The organism is Brachybacterium vulturis (assembly GCF_002407185.1).
In the GTDB taxonomy this organism is placed as follows: Bacteria; Actinomycetota; Actinomycetes; order Actinomycetales; family Dermabacteraceae; genus Brachybacterium; species Brachybacterium vulturis.
Map to the genome: position 1 here is coordinate 2175596 of NZ_CP023563.1, position 19433 is coordinate 2195028.

The following is a 19433-nucleotide window of genomic DNA, read 5'->3' on the forward strand; positions in this document are numbered from 1 at the left end:
ACTCTCCTGCTCCGTACCGGGCGGGGGAACCTCCCGGCGTCGAGGCGTCGGAGCATCGGCTACGCGGACCACCGCGACCGTCATGTTCCACGGCCGGCATCGCAGCGCTTCCAGCGGGGAGCTGCGCGACGGCGAGGGCTTGAGACTTCCGTCCCCAGGGACGATGACCAGACGGGACCAGGGTGCGCTGGTCCTCCAGAAGGAGACGGCCCCATGGCTGACAGCACCCACGAACCCGAGAACGACTCGTCGCAGGAGACGCAGAGCCCGCCACCGGCGCGGCGTCGCCGCCGCGCCGGCGCCCCGGCAGGAGCCCCGGCCTTCACCCCGCCGACGGTGGCGGAGCCGGAGAGCACAGCGCCCCGCACCGTCGTCGCCTCGCAGGAGGCGGCGAGCAGCGAGCCCGCACCGACCACCACCGCCAAGCGCCCCCGCCGTCGCGCCGGGGCTCCTGCCGGGGCGCCCGTGATCCCGGTCGAGCCCGAGCCCGCTGCGGACGAGCCGGCCGCGGAGGCCCCGGTCGAGGACGAGATCCTCGAGGACGCCCCCGTGGAGGAGGCGCCCGTCGCGGCGCCGGAGGTCGACGGCAACCCGGTCGTCGACGATCTGCGCGCCCTGGCCTCCACCCGCGGCGCGACGGCGGAGGAGCCCTCCGTCGACGAGGATCGCGCCAGCCGTCGCGAGCAGGTCCAGATGGACTTCGCCTCCCTGCTGTTCCAGGCCCCGACCCCGCAGCCGCGCACCACCGTCGGCGACCAGGACTCCGCCGACGCCACCGACGCCGAGGACTCCGGCCGCACGCAGGACGAGGACTCACCGGAGGAGGAGCGCAGCTCCCCCTCCCGCCGCAGCCGCAGCCGTTCGCGCCGCTCCTCGCAGCGTGACGAGGGCACGGCGGAGGAGGGTCGTGACGAGTCCGCCGGCGAGAGCGAGGACGAGGACGACGCCACCGACGAGAACGGCTCCGAGGACCGCTCCTCCGGGGGCGGCAGCTCCCGTCGGCGTCGCCGACGCGGGGGCCGTGGCCGCCGTGGCCGCGGGCGCGGCGAGGACGAGGACGCCGAGGGCGACGAGGAGTCGCAGGACGGCTCCGAGGACTCCTCGCAGGACGATGCCGGGGGCGAGTCCACCGGCAACGGGACGGAGTCCGGCGGGGACTCCGCCTCCGGCTCCTCCAGCTCGCGTCGGCGCAGGCGCCGGCGTCGTTCCGGCGGCGGCAGCGACGACTCCGGCTCCTCGGACGATCCGCCGAACACGGTGGTGAAGGTCCGCGAGGCGCGGGACGAGGTCAAGGCCGTCAAGGGCTCGACCCGCCTCGAGGCCAAGCGCCAGCGCCGCCGCGACGGCCGCGACGCCGGCCGCAAGCGCAATGTCATCACCGAGGCCGAGTTCCTGGCCCGGCGCGAGTCCGTCAAGCGCTCCATGGTGGTGCGTGAGCGCCCCGGCCGCACCCAGATCGCCGTGCTCGAGGACGATGTGCTGGTCGAGCACTACGTCGCGCAGAAGTCGCAGACCTCGATGGTCGGCAACGTCTACCTGGGCAAGGTCCAGAACGTGCTGCCCTCCATGGAGGCGGCCTTCGTGGACATCGGCAAGGGCCGCAACGCCGTGCTGTACGCGGGCGAGGTCAACTGGGACGCGGCGGGCCTGGAGGGCCAGCCGCGCCGCATCGAGCTCGCCCTGAAGAGCGGCGATCCGGTGCTGGTCCAGGTCACCAAGGACCCGATCGGCCACAAGGGCGCGCGCCTGACCAGCCAGATCTCGCTGCCCGGCCGCTACGTCGTGTTCGTGCCCGCCGGGTCGATGACCGGCATCTCGCGCAAGCTGCCGGACACCGAGCGGGCGCGGCTGAAGAAGATCATGCGTCAGATCATCCCCGAGGACGCCGGCGTCATCGTGCGCACTGCCGCCGAAGGGGCGAGCGAGGAGGAGCTCACCCATGACGTCGAGCGCCTCCGCGCCCAGTGGGACACGATCCAGAAGGCGCAGAAGAGCAAGTCCGCGCCGGTGGCGCTCTCCCAGGAGCCGGACATCGCCATCAAGGTGGTCCGCGACGTCTTCAACGAGGACTTCACCTCGCTGATCGTCGAGGGCGGCAAGGTCTACGACGATGTCCACGCCTACGTCTCCGAGGTGGCGCCGGACCTGCTCGAACGGGTCACCAAGCATGTCGGCGAGAAGGACGTGTTCGCCAAGCACCGCATCGACGAGCAGCTGCTGAAGGCCATGGACCGCAAGGTCTACCTGCCCTCGGGAGGCTCGCTGGTCATCGACCGCACCGAGGCGATGACCGTCGTCGACGTCAACACCGGCAAGTTCACCGGCTCCGGCGGCTCCCTCGAGGAGACGGTCACCAAGAACAACATCGAATCCGCCGAGGAGATCGTGCGTCAGCTGCGGCTGCGCGACATCGGCGGCATCATCGTCATCGACTTCATCGACATGGTGCTCGAGTCCAACCGTGACCTGGTGCTGCGGCGCCTGGTCGAGTGCCTGGGCCGGGACCGCACCAAGCACCAGGTCGCCGAGGTCACTTCGCTGGGACTCGTGCAGATGACCCGCAAGCGGGTGGGCCAGGGCCTGGTCGAGACCTTCTCCAGCACCTGCGAGCACTGCCACGGCCGCGGCCTGATCGTGGACGCCGACGGTGAGCACCATCACGCCGGCGGCGGCAACGGCGGCGAGGACTCCTCCAAGTCCTCACGGCGCCGGGGCCGGCGCACGCGCGGCGGGGGCAAGGACGAGGCCGAGGGCGGCGAGCACGGCGCGGAGGAGAACGGCGGCGACGTGCACCGGCTCGAGGACGACGAGACCACCCGTGCCCAGGCGCGGGCCACGATCGCCTCGATCGCCGCGGCCTCGGGCAGCGCCTCGCAGTCGGAGGACCCCGCGGAGACCGAGGAGACGGTCGAGCCTGCCCAGGGCGCGGAGCCGACCGGTGAGGCCGCCGCGACGGCGTGGGAGCAGGACGCCCCCGAGCAGGGGTGACGCGTTCCACAGGATGTGACCGCGTTCTCGCAGGTCGGACCGTGTCCGGTGGTTGACCGGCAGGTCGCGGGATCGTAAGCTGTTCCATGGCGCAAAACGCGTCGCAGTCGTGCTCCCGGTGGACATCGCCGACCGCATCTCCCGCTCGGGCCTCACGGTCCGGGTCAGGTTGACGGTCGCAGGTCCGCGGTGACACCCGGCAGGGAACTCGACTCGTAGAGCAATTCCGAATCACAAGATGGAGCATTGACGTGGTGTACGCAATCGTCCGCGCAGGCGGTCGTCAGGAGAAGGTGTCGGTCGGTGACACCATCGTGATCAACCGCGTGGCAGGCGAGGCGGGCGACAGCGTCGATCTCGCTCCCGTGCTGCTGGTTGACGGCGACAAGGTCACTTCCGCCCAGAACGAGCTCGCGAAGGTGAAGGTCACCGCCGAGAAGGTCGAGGACCTTCGCGGCGAGAAGATCCGGATCCTCCGCTACAAGAACAAGACCGGTTACAAGAAGCGCCAGGGCCACCGCCAGGAGCTCACCCGGCTGAAGATCACGGGCATCGCCTGAGCGATCCCTTCGACTAGACAAGGATTGATTCCAGATGGCATCAAAGAAGGGCGTCAGCTCCTCCAAGAACGGGCGTGATTCCAACTCCCAGCGTCTCGGCGTCAAGCGCTTCGGCGGCCAGGTCGTCGGCGCGGGCGAGATTCTCGTGCGTCAGCGCGGCACCAGCATCCACCCCGGTGACGGTGTGGGTCGCGGCAACGACGACACGCTGTTCGCGCTCACCGCGGGCACCGTCGAGTTCGGCCGCAAGCGTGACCGCAAGGTGGTCAACGTCGTCGAGACGGTCTGACCGCCCGCCCCGGGTCGCGGGGCACACAGCGTCCTTCGAGGGGCGGAGCCGAACGCTCCGCCCCTCGAGGCTTTTCTCCCCTTCAGCATCGGAGTGCATCCATGGCCACATTCGTCGACCGCGTCCAGCTGCAGGTCGTCGGCGGATCGGGCGGGCACGGCGCCGCGTCCATCCGCCGCGAGAAGTTCAAGCCCCTGGCCGGCCCCGACGGGGCCGACGGCGGCCGCGGCGGGGACGTGATCCTCGAGGTCGACGCCTCCACCACGACTCTGCTGCAGTACCACCATCGCCCGCACCAGAGCGCCACCGGAGGCGGCTTCGGCAAGGGCGACCTGCGCCATGGCGCCAGCGGTGAGGACCTCGTCCTCGCGGTGCCGGACGGCACCGTGGTCACCGCCGAGGACGGCACCGTGCTGGCCGACATGATCGGCATCGGCACCCGCTTCGTGGCCGCCCGCGGTGGCAGCGGCGGGCTGGGCAATGCCGCGCTCGCCTCCCGGCAGCGCAAGGCTCCCGGCTTCGCCCTGCTCGGCGAGCCCGGGCAGGAGCGCACCCTGGTGCTCGAGCTGAAGTCCGTCGCGGATGTCGCGCTGGTGGGCTACCCCAGCGCCGGCAAGTCCTCGCTGATCGCGGCGATGAGCGCCGCCCGGCCGAAGATCGCCGACTACCCCTTCACCACCCTGGTGCCGAACCTCGGCGTGGTCGAGGCCGGCGAGCACCGCTTCACCATCGCCGACGTCCCGGGCCTCATCCCCGGGGCCAGCCAGGGCAAGGGGCTGGGCCTGGACTTCCTGCGCCACATCGAGCGCTGCCACGTGCTGGTGCACGTGCTGGACACCGCCTCCCTCGAATCCGACCGGGACCCGCTCAGCGACCTCACCACGATCGAGCACGAGCTGGCGACCTATGCGGCGAGCCTCGACGAGGAGACCGACGGCAGGGTGCCGCTCATGCAGCGGCCCACGGTGGTCGTGCTGAACAAGACCGACCTGCCCGACGGCGAGGACATGGCCGATATCGTCCGCGATCAGCTCGCCGAGCGCGACGTGCCGGTCCTGGACGTCTCCGCCGTCTCCCACAAGGGTCTGCGCGAGCTCTCCTTCACCCTCGGCGAGCTCGTCGAGCAGGCGCGCGCCGCGCTGCCCGCTCCCGAACCGGCACCGATCGTCCTCACGCCCCGCGCCGTCGACGGGGGGGCCTCCCGCGTCGTCACCGAGCAGTACGACGGCCACACCGCGTTCCGCGTGCAGGGCGACAAGCCCGAGCGCTGGGTGCGACAGACCGACTTCACCAATGACGAGGCCGTCGGCTTCCTCGCCGACCGGCTCGCGAAGCTCGGCGTCGAGGACCAGCTGTACGCCGCCGGTGCCGTGCCCGGCTCCACGGTGCTGATCGGCCCCGGCGACGACGCGGTCGTCTTCGACTGGGAGCCGACGATGGTGGGCGGCGCCGAGATGCTGGGCCGCCGCGGCACCGACGACCGCTTCGAGGACCGCTCCCGTCCCACCCGGGAGATGAAGAAGGAGCAGCAGCGCGCCCGCACCGCCGAGCGGATGGGGCGGATCTCGGCGATGGAGGCGGAGCGCAGGGCCGGCCACTGGGCCGACCCGTCCTCCGAGGAGGGGACGCGGTGAGCATCACGGAGCTGCGTCAGCCCGAGCGGCTGACCACCCGTGACGCGCTTCCCTCCGCCCGCCGGATCGTCGTCAAGATCGGCTCCTCGAGCCTCACCGACGAGCACGGGCATCTGGATCAGGACCAGATCCAGCACATCGCGGATACCGCCGCCCGGCTCGTCGAGCGCGGCACGGAGCTGGTGATCGTCTCCTCCGGGGCCATCGCCGCCGCACTGGGTCCGCTGGGCCTGCCCGAGCGGCCGGTCGCCGTCGCGCTGCAGCAGGCGGCCGCGAGCGTCGGCCAGGCGCTGCTGGCCACCGCCTGGCAGGGGGCCTTCGCCCGACACCAGCGGATCACCGGACAGGTGCTGCTCACGGAGTCGGACGTGATCCGCCCGCAGACCTACCGCAACGTGCGCACCGCGCTCGAGGCGCTGCTGGACCTGGGCACCGTGCCGGTGGTCAACGAGAACGACACCACCGCCACCCATGAGATCCGCTTCGGCGACAACGATCGCCTGGCGGCGCTGGTCGCGCAGCTGCTGGGCGCGGATGCGCTGATCCTGCTCACCGACGTCGACGCCCTGTACACCGCACCCCCGAGAGATCCCGGCGCCGAGCGCATCGGACAGGTCGACGACGTGGCCCACCTGGCCGGGGTGAGCATCGGCCCGGTCGGCTCCAAGGTCGGCACCGGCGGCATGGTCACCAAGCTCTCGGCCGCGCAGCTCGCCTCCACCACCGGCACCGCCGCGCTGATGACCTCCACCGAGCAGTTCGGTCCCGCGCTCGCGGGGCAGGACGTGGGCACCTTCTTCCCGGCGCAGCACGGCCGCCGGCGCTCCCGTCTGGTGTGGCTGCGCTTCGCGACCCGGGGTGCCGGCACCGTGCATCTCGACGAGGGCGCCTCCCAGGCGGTGCGCAGCCGCCGCCGTTCGCTGCTGGCCGTCGGCATCTCCCGCGTCGAGGGCACCTTCCCGGCCGGGGTCCCCGTCGACCTCGCCGCACCGGACGGCGAGATCATCGCTCGCGGTCTGACCTCCTTCAGCAGCGACGAGCTGAGGGCCATGGCCGGTCGCAGCACCCTCGACGCCCGCGAGCAGCTCGGGGACCGCTTCCGTCGCCCCGCCATCCACCGCGACCAGCTGGTGGTGCTCTGAGCCCGAGGGGCACTGACCGGTCGTGCGCTGAGCACGATGTCTGCTGGTCGGACGCCCCTTCTCGGGACACGACCACACTCGTAGACTCCCCACCATGGACTCTCCCGTGACCACCGCCGTCCTCGCCGCCGCCCGTGCCGCGAAGGATGCGCAACCGGCGCTGGCCCGCCTGCACCGCGGCGCCAAGGACCAGCTGCTGCTGGCCATGGCCGCGGCGCTGGTGGAGCGGGCGGAGGAGATCGTCGGTGCCAATGCGCGCGATCTCGCCGCCGCCGACGACGCGGGCATGGCCCCCGGCCTGCGGGACCGGCTCGCGCTGGACCCCGAGCGGGTCGCGACGATCTCCCAGCAGCTGCGGGACGCCGCCGCCCTGCCCGACCCCGTCGGAGAGGTGATCCGCGGCTCCGTGCTCGACAACGGGCTCGAGCTGCGCGAGGTGCGGGTGCCGATGGGGGTGATCGGCATGGTCTACGAGGCCCGGCCGAACGTCACCGTCGATGCCGCCGGCCTCGCCCTCAAGGCAGGCAGCGCCGTGGTGCTGCGCGGCGGTTCGGCGGCGCTGCACTCGAACACGGCGCTGATCGGAGTGCTGCGCGATGTGCTGGCCGCCCACGAGCTGCCCGCGGACCTGATCGTCGGGATCGACGAGCACGGCCGCGACGGGGTGGACGTGCTGATGCGCGCCCGCGGCCTGGTGGACGTGCTGATCCCGCGCGGCGGTGCCGGGCTGATCCGGCGGGTGGTGGAGAACTCGCTGGTCCCCGTCATCGAGACCGGCACCGGGAAGACCCACGTGCTGGTCGATGCGAGCGCCGACCTCGACCAGGCCGTGGCCATCGTCGCCAACGCCAAGCTGCAGCGGATCGGGGTGTGCAATGCACTGGAGACCCTGCTGGTCCATCGCGACATCGCCGCGCAGGCGCTGCCGCGTCTGGCGGCGCCGCTGGCCGCCGCCGGGGTGCGGCTGCATGCCGATGAGCGGGCCGCGGCGCTGCTGCCCTCCGGCCCCGATGTCGTCGCCGCGACCGCCGAGGACTGGGACACCGAGTACCTCGCCCTCGAGCTCGCGGTCGCGGTGGTGGACGACCTCGACGCGGCGCTGGCCCACATCCGGGCCCACTCCACCGGCCACACCGAGTCGATCCTCACCCGCGATCTGACCAGCCAGCAGCGCTTCCTGGCGGAGGTCGACTCCGCGGTGGTGATGGCCAACGCCTCCACCCGCTTCTCCGACGGCGGCGAGTTCGGCTTCGGCGCGGAGATCGGCATCTCCACCCAGAAGCTGCACGCCCGCGGCCCGATGGGGCTGCGGGAGATCACGGCGAGCAAGTGGCTGGTGGTGGGGCAGGGCCAGGTCAGGCCGTGACCCGACTCCCATCATGCGCGTCAGGGTGCTGACCGACTGCGCCGCTGTGGGATGATGGGCCGGTCACCCGTGGAAAGGGCTTCTAGACCATGATCGATCAGCTCATGATCCTCGCCGAGTCCGGCGCGCACACCAGTGAGGCGCTCAGCGCTCCGGCCGTCGGCATCGGCATCTTCGTCATCCTGATGATTCTGCTGGGCTTCACCTGGCTCACCGGCGGAGCGCACCACCGCAGCCTGGACAAGAAGCGCAAGAACTCCTCCGACTCCGACCACTGACCTCCGTGGAGCTGCAGCGGCGACGGATCGGCGTGATGGGCGGGACCTTCGATCCCATCCACCACGGGCACCTCGTCGCCGCCAGCGAGGTGCAGAGCGTCTTCGCGCTCGACGAGGTCGTCTTCGTGCCCACCGGCAGGCCCTGGCAGAAGCCGGACCAGGAGATCTCCGATCCCGAGCACCGCTACCTGATGACGGTCGTCGCCACCGCCGCGAACCCGGTGTTCACCGTCTCGCGGGCGGACATCGACCGCCCGGGGGACACCTACACCAGCGACACCCTGCGTGACCTCCACCGCGAGCAGCCGGACGCCGACCTCTTCTTCATCACCGGCGCCGACGCCCTGCAGAACATCCTCACCTGGAAGAACACCGAGGAGATCTTCGAGCTCGCGCATTTCGTGGGGGTCACCAGGCCCGGGCACGAGCTCGACACCTCCGGCCTGCCCGAGGACGGCGTGACCCTGATCGAGGTCCCGGCGATGGCGATCAGCTCCACCGACTGCCGCACCCGCGTGGCCGCCGGCGGACCGGTCTGGTACCTGGTCCCCGACGGGGTCGTCCAATACATCAACAAGTACGCGCTCTACACAGGAGGTGACGGCCGATGACCGAGCCCGAGACCACTCCGCGCCGCGGGCGCCGCGCCCGTGCGCTGAGCCCCGAGGAGCAGGCCGCCCTCGAGGCGCGCGCCGCGAGGGAGGCCCCCGGCGGGCAGGCGGCCGCGCCCGGCGTGCGCGGCGCCGTCGCCCCGCCCACCGCGGACACCCCCGTGCCCGCCCTGCGCAAGTTCGGTCGCCGCGCCCGCATCATCGAGCTCAGCGAGCAGCCCGAGGCAGCCCCCGCCGCCTCCGGACGAGGCGCCGCCACCACGGCCGAGGACGGCTCCGCCGCGGGGGTCAGCCGCGATCACGACGGCGTCGAGCTGGGCGAGCTCTCGGTCACCGAGGCCCCCGAGCCGCGCCCGGCACCGCGCTTCGACGGCAAGGTGCTGCATCGCCCCGAGAGCAACGGCGGCCGACTGCTGCCGTGGCTGGTGTGGATCCTCATCGCGATCGCCCTGGTGGTGCTGGTCGCTCTGCTGCTGACCGGGGTCATCGGCCCCGACACGGCAGCGTCCGCGCTGTCCCCGGTCCCCTCCGATCATCTGTCCGACCTGTCCCTCGATCATCCCGTCCTGGAGGAACCTGCCGCGTGAGCGCTCCTGAAGAATCTCTCGACCTCGCCCGGGTGGCCGGCCGGGCCGCCGCCGACAAGTTCGCCGAGGAGGTCATCGGCCTCGATGTCTCCGAGCTCGTCGTGATCACCGATGCCTTCCTCGTCTGCAGCGGCGAGACCGAACGACAGGTCGCCGCGATCGTCGACGGCATCGAGGAGGCCCTGCTGACCGAGCGCCGCCGCAAACCGCTGCGTCGGGAGGGCGAGCGCGAGGCCCGCTGGGTGCTGCTGGACTACGGCGACATCGTCGTGCACGTCCAGCATGCCGAGGATCGCGTCTTCTACGCCCTCGAGCGCCTGTGGCGCGACGCCCCCGTCATCGATCTGCAGATCGACGCGGACCGCACGGCGTGAGGGGCCCCCGCACGCGTCTGGTCCTGGTGCGCCACGGACAGACGGATTTCAATCGGGAGGGCCGCCTCCAGGGCCAGGTCGACATCCCGCTGAACCCCACCGGGATCCGGCAGGCCGAGTCGCTCGCGCCCGTGGTCGCCGCGACCCCGCCGGACGTCCTGGTCTCCTCGCCGCTGGAGCGCGCCGTGGAGACCGCCCGCCTGATGAGCCGCGGCACCGACGTCGAGCTCAGGACGGACGACGCCTTCCTCGAGCGCGGATTCGGCCGGTGGGAGGGGCTCCGCGGCGAGGAGATCCGGATGCGCTGGCCCGAGCAGCATGCGGACTGGCGCGCGCACCGCCCGGTGCTCGGGCTGGACGTGGAGGACCGCCCCGAGGTGGGGGCGCGGGTCGCCGCCGCGTGCCGCGCCCTGGTCGCCGATCACGTGGGCGGGACCGTGATGGTCGTCGCCCACGGCGCTGCGATCACCCTGGGCATCACCGCGCTGCTGGGCCTGGACACCAACGGTTTCCGCGGTCTCGCCGGGATGGAGAACTGCCACCGCTCCGTGCTCGAACCGCTCACCGGGGAGACGGCGAACGGCCTGATGAGGTTGGTGTCACACAACCTCGCCCCCGATTTCCTCTGATCTCGGAGGCCGTGTAATATCGTCTCGTCGCCCTGGGGGCGGCACCCGATACGGGGCTATGGCGCAGTTGGTAGCGCGCTTCCATGGCATGGAAGAGGTCTGGGGTTCGAATCCCCATAGCTCCACTCGAGAAACCGTGAGACAGTGACTCGTCAGCAGGGCCCCACCGCAGGGTGGGGCCCTTCTGCTGTCCGGGCTCCGGCCCGGCTCAGATCTCCGAGGCGAGCCACCTGATGACCTCGCCGGCGGGGCCCTCGGGGGCGCTGCGCCAGCCGGTGCCCGCCCACAGGTGCAGCTGCTGCGCATCGCCCGCCGCCGCAGCCTTCCGCCGCAGCTCGCGGGTCAGACGGTGGACCTGCGGGTAGCCCGTCGGCGCGGTCTCGTGATGGCGGTCCACGAAGTCGTTGCGCAGGGAGCGGGCGGGCCGGCCGGTGAAGGCCCGCGTCAGCACCGTGGTGCGGAACGAGGGGTCCGCCAGGGCGGCGCGATGGGTGGGGGAGGTGCCCGCCTCGTCGGTGCGCAGCAGCATCGTGCCGCACACCACGCCCTCGGCCCCGGCGGTGAGGATCCGTCGTACCGCGTCCGGGCCGTCCACCCCGCCCGCACCCAGCAGCGGCAGCTCGACCGTCGCGCGCACCTGGCGCACCAGCTCCTCGGTGCGGATCGGACCCGGGGTCCGGGAGGGGTGATGGGTCGCGCTGTGCCCGCCTGCGCCGGGGCCCTGCACGACCAGGCCGTCGGCCCCGCGCCCGGCGGCGGCACGGGCCTCCTCGGGATCGGTGACGCTCACGAGCACGGTGGTCCCCACCGCCTGCAGCGCGGCCACCGTCGCCGCGGGCGGCAGGCCGAAGGTGAACGAGACCACCGGCACCGGAGCCTCGCACAGCAGCGCCAGCTTCGCGGCGACGTGGTCGTCGTCCCGCCGCGGCACGGGGTCCAGAGCGACCCCGAGCCGGGCCGCGTCCTCGCCGAGCTCCTCCACATAGGCGGCGAAGGCCTCCTCGTCGATCTCCCAGGGAGGCAGCACGAAGAGATTCACTCCGAAGCCGGTGCCCAGTCCCCGCGCCGCGGCGATGTCGGCCGCCAGCGCCTCGGGCGACAGATTCCCACCCGCCAGGAACGGGAACGCCCCGGCCGCGGAGACGGCTCCGGCCAGGGCGAGCGTGGAGGGGCCGCCCGCCATGGGGGCGGCGACCAGCGGGAGAGGGGAGTCCAGGAGGGTCATGCTCCGATCCTCCCAGGTGCACTGCGTCGCCGGCGGCGCCGCTTCCCCTCCTCCACGATCAGTCCGTGCAGCTCGGCGAGCTCCGCGGCGGTGAAGCCGGCGTCGGCGAGGGGCTTCTCCACCGCGCGACGGAACGCCCGGTACGAGCCCGGCACGTCGGCACCCCGCGCCCTGAGCAGGCGCCGGGCGTACTCATCGCACAGGAAGGCCGGCCGGCCGAAGCAGTACAGCGAGATCGCATCCGCGGTCTCCTCACCGACGCCCTCGATGCTCAGCAGCTCGCTGCGCAGCCGCGCATCGTCCAGCGACCGGGCTGCCGCGGAGCGTCCGGCCCACCAGCGGGCGAGCGCCTGGACGCGGCGCGGCTTGGTGCGGGCGAACCCGGCGGGGCGTACCAGCTCCCGCACGGTCTCCTCCCCGGCCTCCGCGAGGGGAGCGGGCGCCAGCAGCCACGCGGCACGCAGCGCCGCGATCGCGGAGGCGGCCTGCTCCCAGCGGCTGCGCTGGACCAGCACCGCGCCCACGGCGATCTCGAAGGGCTCCTGGCCGGGCCACCACCAGCCCTGGGGGCCGTGCCGCTCGCGCAGCTCGCGGTGCAGGACGCGCAGGTCGATCATGCCTCGTAGGTTGTCACGGCCTCGCGCGGCACCGCCAGGTGCACCGTGGCTCCGGGCTCGAGGCGGAGCTCGGCGATCTGCTGCGGTGGCAGATCCGCGGCGAGATCTGGCGTGCGCACGCGGACCAGGTCACCGTGCGGGAGCAGCCCGGTCACGGTGCGGCGGATCCCTCCCGTCGGCGCCAGCTGAACGGCCGAGGGATGGAACGCGGCATGCACCTCCCGGCCCGGGGGATGCGGACCGGGCGCCGTCAGCCGGGCCCCGTCGGCGAGCACCACGGCCCCGGCCTCCCAGCGACCCGTGACGAGGTTGAGCCCGGCGAAGCTGGCGGTGAAGGCGGTGCGGGGCCGGGTTAGCAGCTCCCGTGCCGGGCCCTGCTCGATGACCCGCCCTCCGTCGAGCACGGCGAGCTGATCGGCGAGGGTGAGGGCATCGAGGACATCATGGGTGACGATGATCGCCGTGCGGTCGGCGAGGAAGCGCCGCAGCTGGCCCCGCAGGGCCGCCGCCACCTCGATGTCGAGCGCGGCCATCGGCTCGTCCAGCAGCAGCAGGCGAGGATCCGCCGCCAGGGCCCGGGCGATCGCGACCCGCTGCGCCTGCCCGCCGGAGAGCATCGCCGGTCGACGCGCCGCCAGCTCGTCCAGCCCGAGCTCGGCCAGCCACCGCCCGGCCTCCTCCCGGGCCCGAGCACGGGGCACCCCCTGGGACCGCAGCGGGAACATGATGTTCCCGCGCACCGTCAGATGCGGGAACAGCACCGGGTCCTGGCTGAGCGTGGTCACCCGGCGGTGATGGGGCGGTGTCCAGGAGCGCTCACCGAAGAGCAGCTGCCCGTCGAGCTCCACACGCCCGTGCGCGGGACGCAGCGCCCCGGCGACCAGCGAGAGGAGCGTGGACTTGCCCGCCCCGTTGGGACCGATCAGAGCGAGGGTCTGGCCGTCCGCCACCGCGAGGTCGAGCTCGACCCCCCGCTCGGGGACCCGGGCCCGCACCTGCAGGCTCATGTGCTCACCCTTCGCCGGGCCGCGGCGATGACCAGCACCGCGACGATCATCAGCAGGAAGGACAGCGCCACAGCGGCATCGGGGTCGCTCTCCCGCTGGAGGTAGATCTCCAGCGGCAGCGTGCGGGTGGTGCCCTGGAGGGAGCCGGCGAAGGTGATCGTGGCCCCGAACTCCCCCAGCGCCCGGGCGAAGGCCAGCACCGTGCCGGACAGCAGCGCGGGCAGCACCAGCGGCAGCGTCACCCCCAGCAGCACGCGCGAGGGCCGGGCTCCGAGCGAGGCGGCGGCGATCTCATAGCGGGTGCCGGCGGTGCGCAGCGCCCCTTCGAGGCTGATGACCAGGAAGGGCAGGGCCACGAAGGTCTGGGCGATCACCACTGCCGTGGTCGAGAACGCGATCTCGAGGCCCAGCATCTCCAGGTGACGGCCCAGGAGCCCCTGCCGGCCGAAGGTGTACAGCAGCGCGATGCCGCCGACCACCGGCGGCAGCACCAGGGGGAGCAGCACCAGCGAGCGCAGCAGCGAGAGACCGCGGAACTCCGCGCGGGCCAGCAGCACGGACATCGGCACCCCCACCAGCACGCAGAGCAGGGCGCTGGTCCCCGAGGTCTGCACGCTCAGCCGCAGTGCCGAGAGCGAGGCCTCGCTGGTGATCAGCGCGCCGAAGCTCGCCCACTGCACGCGCGCCGCCATCGCCGCGAGCGGGAGCAGCACGAACAGCCCGCCGAGCAGGGCGGGGACCAGTACCCAGCGGGGGAGCGTGGTCACCGGCCGACGAAGCCGTAGCCGTCGAGGATCTCCTGGCCCCTGGGACCGCTGACCAGGTCGACGAACTCCTGGGCCAGCTCGAGGTGCTCAGAATCCTTCACCGTGGTGATCGGGTAGATGTTCACGGCCTCCTGCGCCTCGGGGAAGGCGATGCCCTCGACGGCGTCCCCGCCCCGTGCGACATCGGTGACGTAGACGAGACCGGCATCCGCCTCTCCGCTGGTGACCTTGTTCAGCACGTCGGTGACGGACTGCTCCTCGCTGACCGGCGAGAACGTGAGCCCGGCGGCCTGCTCGACGATCTCGGTGGCCGCACCGCAGGGGACCTCGGGGGCGCAGACGACGAGGTGCAGATCCTCCTGGGTGAGCGAGGTCAGATCGGTGACCCCTGCGGGGTTCCCGGCCGGGACCGCGATCATCAGCGTGTTGGCGGTGAAGTCCACGGGCGCGGAGCCGTGCAGCCCGGCCTCGACGAGCTTGTCCATGTTCTCGGGATTCGCGGAGGCGAAGACGTCCGCCGGGGCGCCCTGGCGGATCTGCTGGACCAGGGTGGAGGAGCCGGCGAAGTTGAACTCGACGTCGACCCCGTCATGCGCGGCCTCGAACGCCTCACCGAGCTCGTCGAACGGCTGCTGCAGGGACGCTGCGGCGTAGACCCGCAGGGGGACGGTGTCCTCGGCCCCCTCGGTGGCCGCGACGCCTCCGCAGCCGGCGGCCAGCAGCATGACCGCGGCCGCGCCCGGGAGTCGCCGGACGAGGCCCCTCATGCGCCGTCTCCGGCAGGAGCACGGTCGGGCTCCGCGTCGACCGTCACATGGGTGGCCTTCACGACGGCGCTGGCGACCTTGCCGGGCGCGAGGCCCAGCTCGCGGGCGGCCTCGCTGCTCATCAGGGAGACGACGCGGAAGGGGCCGCACTGCAGCTCGACCTGCGCCATCACCGTGTCCATCACGACGTTCGTCACCAGCCCCACGAAGCGGTTCCGGGCGGAGCTCGTGGTGGCGCCGTGCAGTTCCGGCGTGACCGCGAGCTCCCGGGCCAGGCGGGCGACCTCGGCGCCCGCGAGCACCTTCCGCCCCGCGGCGTCGACGCTCGCGGTGAGGCTTCCCCTGTCGATCCAGCGCCGCACGGTGTCCTCGCTCACTCCGAGGAACCCGGCGGCGTCACGAACTCGCAGATGCGTCATGAATGCGACCATAGCACCGCGTTTGCGGCGCGGCGCGGTGGGGAGCGGAGCTCGGCGCCCCCGCAGGCCGATCGCAGGCCGAGCGCTGACCGCGCCGTGTACGTTCGGGACATGCCGATCCTCACCAACACCGCCGAGCAGCCTGCCGAGCCCCGCCGCGGCGCCGTCTGGTCCATCGCCGAGCCGGAGCGCGAGCTGGACTCGAACCTGATCCGCCTCCCCGCGGGGGAGTCCATCCCCGCCCACGTCGGTGCCGAGGTCGACACGCTCATCCATGTGGTCCGCGGGGGCGGCGCCCTGGTGACCGATGCCGGGGAGGAGCGCCTGCGCCCCGGTGACGTCGCCCTGCTCCCGCGGCGCACGGTGCGCGGATTCCGCGCCGGCGAGGATGGGCTCGACTACCTCACGGTCCATCGTCGGCGGCAGTCGCTGCGGATCCAGAGCGGTCCGCCCCGCGACTGAGGTCCTCCGCACCCCGACGGAGAGGGCAGACTGGACCCATGGCAGAGACTCAGGATTCCCGCGTGGCCGTGTACCTCGACTTCGACAACATCGTCATGTCCTGGTACGACCGGGTGCACGGACGGCAGGCGTACAGCCGCGACCGCCAGCGCATCGCCGAGGACCCGACCGAGCCCGAGATCGCCGAGCGCCTGGCGAAGGCCACCGTCGACGTCGGCGCGGTGATCGACTACGCCGCCTCCTTCGGCTCGCTCATGCTCACCCGCGCCTACGCGGACTGGTCCTCCCCGGTCAACGCGATCTATCGCACCCAGCTGGTGGCCCGCGCCGTGGACCTCGTGCAGCTGTTCCCCGCAGCGGCATATGCGAAGAACGGCGCCGACATCCGCCTCGCCGTCGACACCGTCGAGGACCTCTACCTGATGCCCGACCTCACCCACGTGGTGATCGTCGCCGGCGACTCCGACTACGTCCCCCTCGCCCAGCGCTGCCGGCGCCTGGGCCGCTACGTGATCGCGATGGGGGTGGCCGGCTCCACCGCGAAATCCCTCGCCGCCGCCTGCGACGAGTTCGAGTCCTACGAGAACCTGCCCGGCGTGGAACGGCCCGCGGCCCCGCAGCGGAGCCGTTCGCGACGTGGGGGCGGCGGCAGCGCGCAGACCTCCGGTGAGAGCGAGACCACCGGCGACAGCGGCGGTCAGCGCACCCGGTCCCGGCGCTCGGCCGACGCCGACGCCAAGGCCCGTGCGGCCGAGCGCGCCGCCGAGGAGGCGGCGGATGCCGCCGAGGAAGCGGAGGAGGCCGAGGACGAGGAGACCGGGGAGGATCCGCGCGAGGCCGCGACCCGTCTGCTGCAGCGTGCGCTGCAGCTCGGCGACCGCGGGGACAGCGAGTGGCTGCACGCCTCGGCGGTGAAGTCCCACATGCGGCGCATGGACTCCTCGTTCAGCGAGAAGGCCATCGGCTTCAAGTCCTTCAACGACTTCCTCAAGGGCAATGCGGACATCGCGGAGCTCGAGGAGAGCGGCCACGAACGCCTGGTGAGGGCGCGGGACTGAGGACCGCCTCGGCGCGCCCCGTGACACCCACCACCCCGGCGATGGATACTGGGAGGCCCCGTCGAAGGAGGCGCACCGATGAACCTGCTGCTGTGGATCCTGGCCTTCCTGCTGGCCGCGATCTTCGTGGCCACTGGCGTGGTCAAGCTGGTCACCGCCCGTGACCAGCAGATCGACCGGACCCCGTACGTCGAGGACTTCCCGCAGGCCGTGATCCGCGGGATCGGCGTGCTCGAGATCCTCGGGGCGATCGGCCTGCTCCTCCCCGCGCTCCTGGATGTCGCCACCGTGCTGGTGCCGCTGGCCGGCGCCGGCCTCGCGATCACCATGGTCTTCGCCGCGCTCGTGCACACCCGTCGCGGGGACGGCATCGCGGCCACGATGCCGTCGATCGGGCTGGCGCTCGTGTCGGTCTTCGTCGCCTGGTCACGCTTCGGCCCCTACCCGCTGTGACGGGCCCCGCCGGCGACGACGGCGGCGCGGGCGCAGCAGTGCCCGCAGCGCGAGCCCGGCGAGCAGGGCCCAGAACGCGGCGCTGATCCCGCCCACCGCGATCCCCGAGGCGGCGATCAGGACGGTCACCCCGGCCGGCAGCTGCTCGGACGGCTCCGCGAGCGCGGCGCGCAGCGAGACCACGAACGTGCCGATCAGCGCGAGTCCGGCGACGGCCGGGATCACTCCCTCGGGGGCCAGGGCGATCAGGTGCGCACAGGCGGCCGCACCGAGACCGAGCATCACCAGCACCATCCCGGAGGTGAGGCTCGCGATCCAGCGCCGGTCCCGGTCCTCCCCGGCCTCCGGCCCCGCCGCCAGCGCCGCGGTGATCGCGGCGAGATTGATCCCATGGCCCCCGGCCGGAGCGCCCGCGAGAGTGCCCAGGCCCGTCACCACCATCGTGCGCCGCCACGGCACCTCGTAGCCCAGACCCTTCATCACCGCGACCCCGGGCACGTTCTGCGACGCCATCGTCACCAGGTACAGCGGCAGTGCGATCCCCAGCACCGCGCCGAGGCCCAGCGTCGGCGCGGTGAGCTCGAGCACCGGCAGCAGCGGGACCGACGCCGCGCCGCCGCCCCCTGCGGCCATCTCGACCCCGATCACCACGGCAGCGGTGGCGAAGGCCAGCGGAGAGGCCCAGCGCGGGGCGCATCGCTGCGCCAGCGCCCACACCGCGATCACCGGTCCCACGGCGAGCGGATTCGCCGCGACCCCGAGCACCGGTCCGAGGCACAGCTGCAGCAGCACGCCCGCGAGCATCGCCTGTGCGATCGAGGTGGGGATGCGGGCCATCAGCCGGCCCAGCGGCCGCACCAGTCCGGTGAGCACGATCAGCACCCCGACCAGGAGGAACGCCCCCACGGCTGCGGGCCAGCCGCCCTCCACCGCGCCGGTGGTGGCCAGCAGGGCCGCGCCCGGCGTGGACCAGGCGATCGTGATCGGCAGGCGGGTCCAGGTCGCCAGCAGCATGGAGGCGAGCCCCATCCCGATGCTCACCGCCAGCAGGCCGCTGGCCGCCTGGTCCGCCGAGGCGCCCACGCCGTGCAGCCCGGTCAGGACCACGACGAAGGAGCTGGTGAAGGCGACCAGACCGGAGACGATCCCGGCGGAGACAGGGCGGAGCATGGAGGCACAGTAGGCCGGATCAGGGCTTGCCCGGGCGCCGGTTCACGAGGAGGATCACCGGATGGCACCGAGCGATGTGATCACCTGGCTCCTGGACACCGACCCGGCGCTGCGCTGGCAGGTCGAACGCGACCTGCTCGACGCCTCGCCGGAGCAGTGGCAGGCCACCCGCGCCCGGATCTCCCAGGAGGGCTACGGTGCCGCGCTGCTGGCCCACCAGGATCCGGCCACCGGCCTCTGGGCCGGCGGCGCCTTCTTCCCGGCCGGCTTCCTCGAGGACCCGGCCAGCAAGGAGCTGCCCGGCCAGCCCTGGACCGCGACCACCTGGTCGCTGACCACCCTGCGGGAATGGGGCATGGACGCCGCCCCGCTGATCGCCCGGGACACCGCCGCGAAGCTCGCCGAGCACGCCCGGTGGGAGTTCGATGACTCCCTGCCGTACTGGGGCGGCGAGGTGGACGTCTGCATCAACGCGATGACGCTGTCCAACGGGCTCTGGCTGGGGGCCGACGTCGAGCCGCTGGTGGACTGGTTCTGCGAGCACCGGATGGACGAGGGCGGCTGGAACTGCGAGTGGGAGCACGGTTCGAGGCGCGCGAGCTTCCACTCGACCCTCAACGCGCTGCGGGCGCTGCACGAGCACGAACGCCTCACCGGGGGCACCGATGCCGCCCGCGAGGTCCAGCGCGCCGGTGAGGAGTACCTGCTGCAGCGGAACCTGACCCGGCGCCTGAGCACCGGCGAGATCGTGGGCCCCTGGGTGGACCACTTCCTGTATCCGCCACGGCACATCTATACGGCGCTGCGGGCGCTGGACCACTTCCGCGAGGCCGACCGCCGCGACTCCCGGATGCAGGAGGCGGTGCAGATGGTGCGGGACGCGCAGCAGACCGATGGGACCTGGCTGCAGCAGCATGTGCTGCCCGGCCAGGTGTGGTTCGAGATCGACGTGCGCGTCGGCGAGCCGTCGCCCTGGCTGACGATGCAGGCGCTGCGGGTGCTGCGGTGGTGGAACCGGGAATGACCCTCC

General features: G+C 72.6%; 22 protein-coding genes and 1 tRNA gene. 16 read left to right on the forward strand and 7 right to left on the reverse strand.

Annotated features, from left to right (window positions below; translation table 11 throughout):
- Positions 1-213 precede the first annotated feature (213 nt).
- The 12 genes from CFK38_RS09755 (at position 214) to CFK38_RS09810 (ending at position 10583) form a co-directional block, all read left to right on the forward strand.
- A complete protein-coding gene (locus CFK38_RS09755; protein WP_096802895.1) occupies positions 214-2988 on the forward strand; it encodes an Rne/Rng family ribonuclease in 2775 nt (924 codons plus the stop codon).
- A 251-nt stretch (positions 2989-3239) separates the two neighbouring features.
- Positions 3240-3548 (forward strand): 50S ribosomal protein L21, encoded by a 309-nt coding sequence (gene rplU / locus CFK38_RS09760; RefSeq protein ID WP_089063991.1) that lies wholly within the window; start codon positions 3240-3242, stop codon positions 3546-3548.
- Between the two features lie 34 nt (positions 3549-3582).
- The gene (gene rpmA, locus CFK38_RS09765) at positions 3583-3837 is read left to right on the forward strand and encodes a 50S ribosomal protein L27 (protein ID WP_089063990.1); all 255 of its coding nucleotides are present in this window, start codon (positions 3583-3585) and stop codon (positions 3835-3837) included.
- Between the two features lie 101 nt (positions 3838-3938).
- Positions 3939-5471, forward strand: a complete 1533-nt coding sequence (obgE, locus tag CFK38_RS09770) for a GTPase ObgE (RefSeq protein WP_096802896.1) — start codon at positions 3939-3941, stop codon at positions 5469-5471.
- Complete coding sequence (gene proB, locus CFK38_RS09775; protein WP_096802897.1) at positions 5468-6613, forward strand: glutamate 5-kinase; 1146 nt, start codon at positions 5468-5470, stop codon at positions 6611-6613. Before obgE ends, proB begins: the two co-directional genes overlap by 4 nt.
- A gap of 94 nt (positions 6614-6707) precedes the next feature.
- Positions 6708-7979 (forward strand): glutamate-5-semialdehyde dehydrogenase, encoded by a 1272-nt coding sequence (locus CFK38_RS09780; RefSeq protein WP_096802898.1) that lies wholly within the window; start codon positions 6708-6710, stop codon positions 7977-7979.
- 89 nt (positions 7980-8068) lie between these two features.
- Positions 8069-8257: a hypothetical protein gene (locus CFK38_RS09785; protein ID WP_096802899.1), complete on the forward strand. Its 189-nt coding sequence runs from the start codon at positions 8069-8071 to the stop codon at positions 8255-8257.
- 35 nt (positions 8258-8292) lie between these two features.
- Complete coding sequence (gene nadD, locus CFK38_RS09790; RefSeq protein ID WP_245851294.1) at positions 8293-8868, forward strand: nicotinate-nucleotide adenylyltransferase; 576 nt, start codon at positions 8293-8295, stop codon at positions 8866-8868.
- On the forward strand, positions 8865-9455 hold the full coding sequence (locus CFK38_RS09795) for a hypothetical protein (protein WP_096802901.1): 591 nt from the start codon (positions 8865-8867) through the stop codon (positions 9453-9455). The genes nadD and CFK38_RS09795 overlap by 4 nt, the downstream gene beginning before the upstream one ends.
- Positions 9452-9829, forward strand: coding sequence for a ribosome silencing factor (gene rsfS, locus CFK38_RS09800; protein ID WP_096802902.1), 378 nt, complete (start codon positions 9452-9454; stop codon positions 9827-9829). The genes CFK38_RS09795 and rsfS overlap by 4 nt, the downstream gene beginning before the upstream one ends.
- The gene (locus CFK38_RS09805; RefSeq protein ID WP_096802903.1) at positions 9826-10458 is read left to right on the forward strand and encodes a histidine phosphatase family protein; all 633 of its coding nucleotides are present in this window, start codon (positions 9826-9828) and stop codon (positions 10456-10458) included. Before rsfS ends, CFK38_RS09805 begins: the two co-directional genes overlap by 4 nt.
- A 52-nt stretch (positions 10459-10510) precedes the next feature.
- Positions 10511-10583: transfer RNA gene (locus tag CFK38_RS09810), tRNA-Ala, on the forward strand.
- Between the two features lie 83 nt (positions 10584-10666).
- On the opposite strand, the gene CFK38_RS09815 is transcribed toward CFK38_RS09810, so the two are convergent.
- The 6 genes from CFK38_RS09815 to CFK38_RS09840 are packed head-to-tail and all read right to left on the reverse strand — an operon-like array spanning position 10667 to position 15260.
- Complete coding sequence (locus tag CFK38_RS09815) at positions 10667-11683, reverse strand: NAD(P)H-dependent flavin oxidoreductase (protein WP_096802904.1); 1017 nt, start codon at positions 11681-11683, stop codon at positions 10667-10669.
- Positions 11680-12300, reverse strand: coding sequence for an endonuclease III domain-containing protein (locus tag CFK38_RS09820; protein WP_096802905.1), 621 nt, complete (start codon positions 12298-12300; stop codon positions 11680-11682). The genes CFK38_RS09815 and CFK38_RS09820 overlap by 4 nt, the downstream gene beginning before the upstream one ends.
- The gene (locus CFK38_RS09825; protein WP_096802906.1) at positions 12297-13307 is read right to left on the reverse strand and encodes a sulfate/molybdate ABC transporter ATP-binding protein; all 1011 of its coding nucleotides are present in this window, start codon (positions 13305-13307) and stop codon (positions 12297-12299) included. Before CFK38_RS09825 ends, CFK38_RS09820 begins: the two co-directional genes overlap by 4 nt.
- Positions 13304-14074 carry an ABC transporter permease gene (locus CFK38_RS09830; RefSeq protein ID WP_096802907.1) on the reverse strand — a complete coding sequence of 257 codons (771 nt, stop codon included), beginning with the start codon at positions 14072-14074 and terminating at the stop codon, positions 13304-13306. Before CFK38_RS09830 ends, CFK38_RS09825 begins: the two co-directional genes overlap by 4 nt.
- On the reverse strand, positions 14071-14841 hold the full coding sequence (modA, locus tag CFK38_RS09835; RefSeq protein WP_096802908.1) for a molybdate ABC transporter substrate-binding protein: 771 nt from the start codon (positions 14839-14841) through the stop codon (positions 14071-14073). The genes CFK38_RS09830 and modA overlap by 4 nt, the downstream gene beginning before the upstream one ends.
- On the reverse strand, positions 14838-15260 hold the full coding sequence (locus tag CFK38_RS09840) for a TOBE domain-containing protein (RefSeq protein ID WP_096802909.1): 423 nt from the start codon (positions 15258-15260) through the stop codon (positions 14838-14840). Before CFK38_RS09840 ends, modA begins: the two co-directional genes overlap by 4 nt.
- Before the next feature lie 111 nt (positions 15261-15371).
- Here CFK38_RS09840 and CFK38_RS09845 point away from each other — a divergent pair, with 111 nt between their 5' ends.
- The 3 genes from CFK38_RS09845 (at position 15372) to CFK38_RS09855 (ending at position 17233) form a co-directional block, all read left to right on the forward strand.
- The gene (locus tag CFK38_RS09845) at positions 15372-15722 is read left to right on the forward strand and encodes a cupin domain-containing protein (RefSeq protein WP_096802910.1); all 351 of its coding nucleotides are present in this window, start codon (positions 15372-15374) and stop codon (positions 15720-15722) included.
- A 38-nt stretch (positions 15723-15760) separates the two neighbouring features.
- Complete coding sequence (locus tag CFK38_RS09850; RefSeq protein WP_096802911.1) at positions 15761-16780, forward strand: NYN domain-containing protein; 1020 nt, start codon at positions 15761-15763, stop codon at positions 16778-16780.
- A gap of 78 nt (positions 16781-16858) precedes the next feature.
- The gene (locus CFK38_RS09855) at positions 16859-17233 is read left to right on the forward strand and encodes a DoxX family protein (RefSeq protein ID WP_096802912.1); all 375 of its coding nucleotides are present in this window, start codon (positions 16859-16861) and stop codon (positions 17231-17233) included.
- Here the strand turns inward: CFK38_RS09855 and CFK38_RS09860 are convergent.
- A complete protein-coding gene (locus tag CFK38_RS09860; RefSeq protein WP_096802913.1) occupies positions 17207-18403 on the reverse strand; it encodes a benzoate/H(+) symporter BenE family transporter in 1197 nt (398 codons plus the stop codon). The genes CFK38_RS09855 and CFK38_RS09860 overlap by 27 nt on opposite strands.
- A 61-nt stretch (positions 18404-18464) precedes the next feature.
- Between CFK38_RS09860 and CFK38_RS09865 the strand changes: the two genes are divergently transcribed.
- Positions 18465-19427, forward strand: coding sequence for a squalene cyclase (locus CFK38_RS09865; RefSeq protein ID WP_096802914.1), 963 nt, complete (start codon positions 18465-18467; stop codon positions 19425-19427).
- Positions 19428-19433 lie beyond the last annotated feature (6 nt).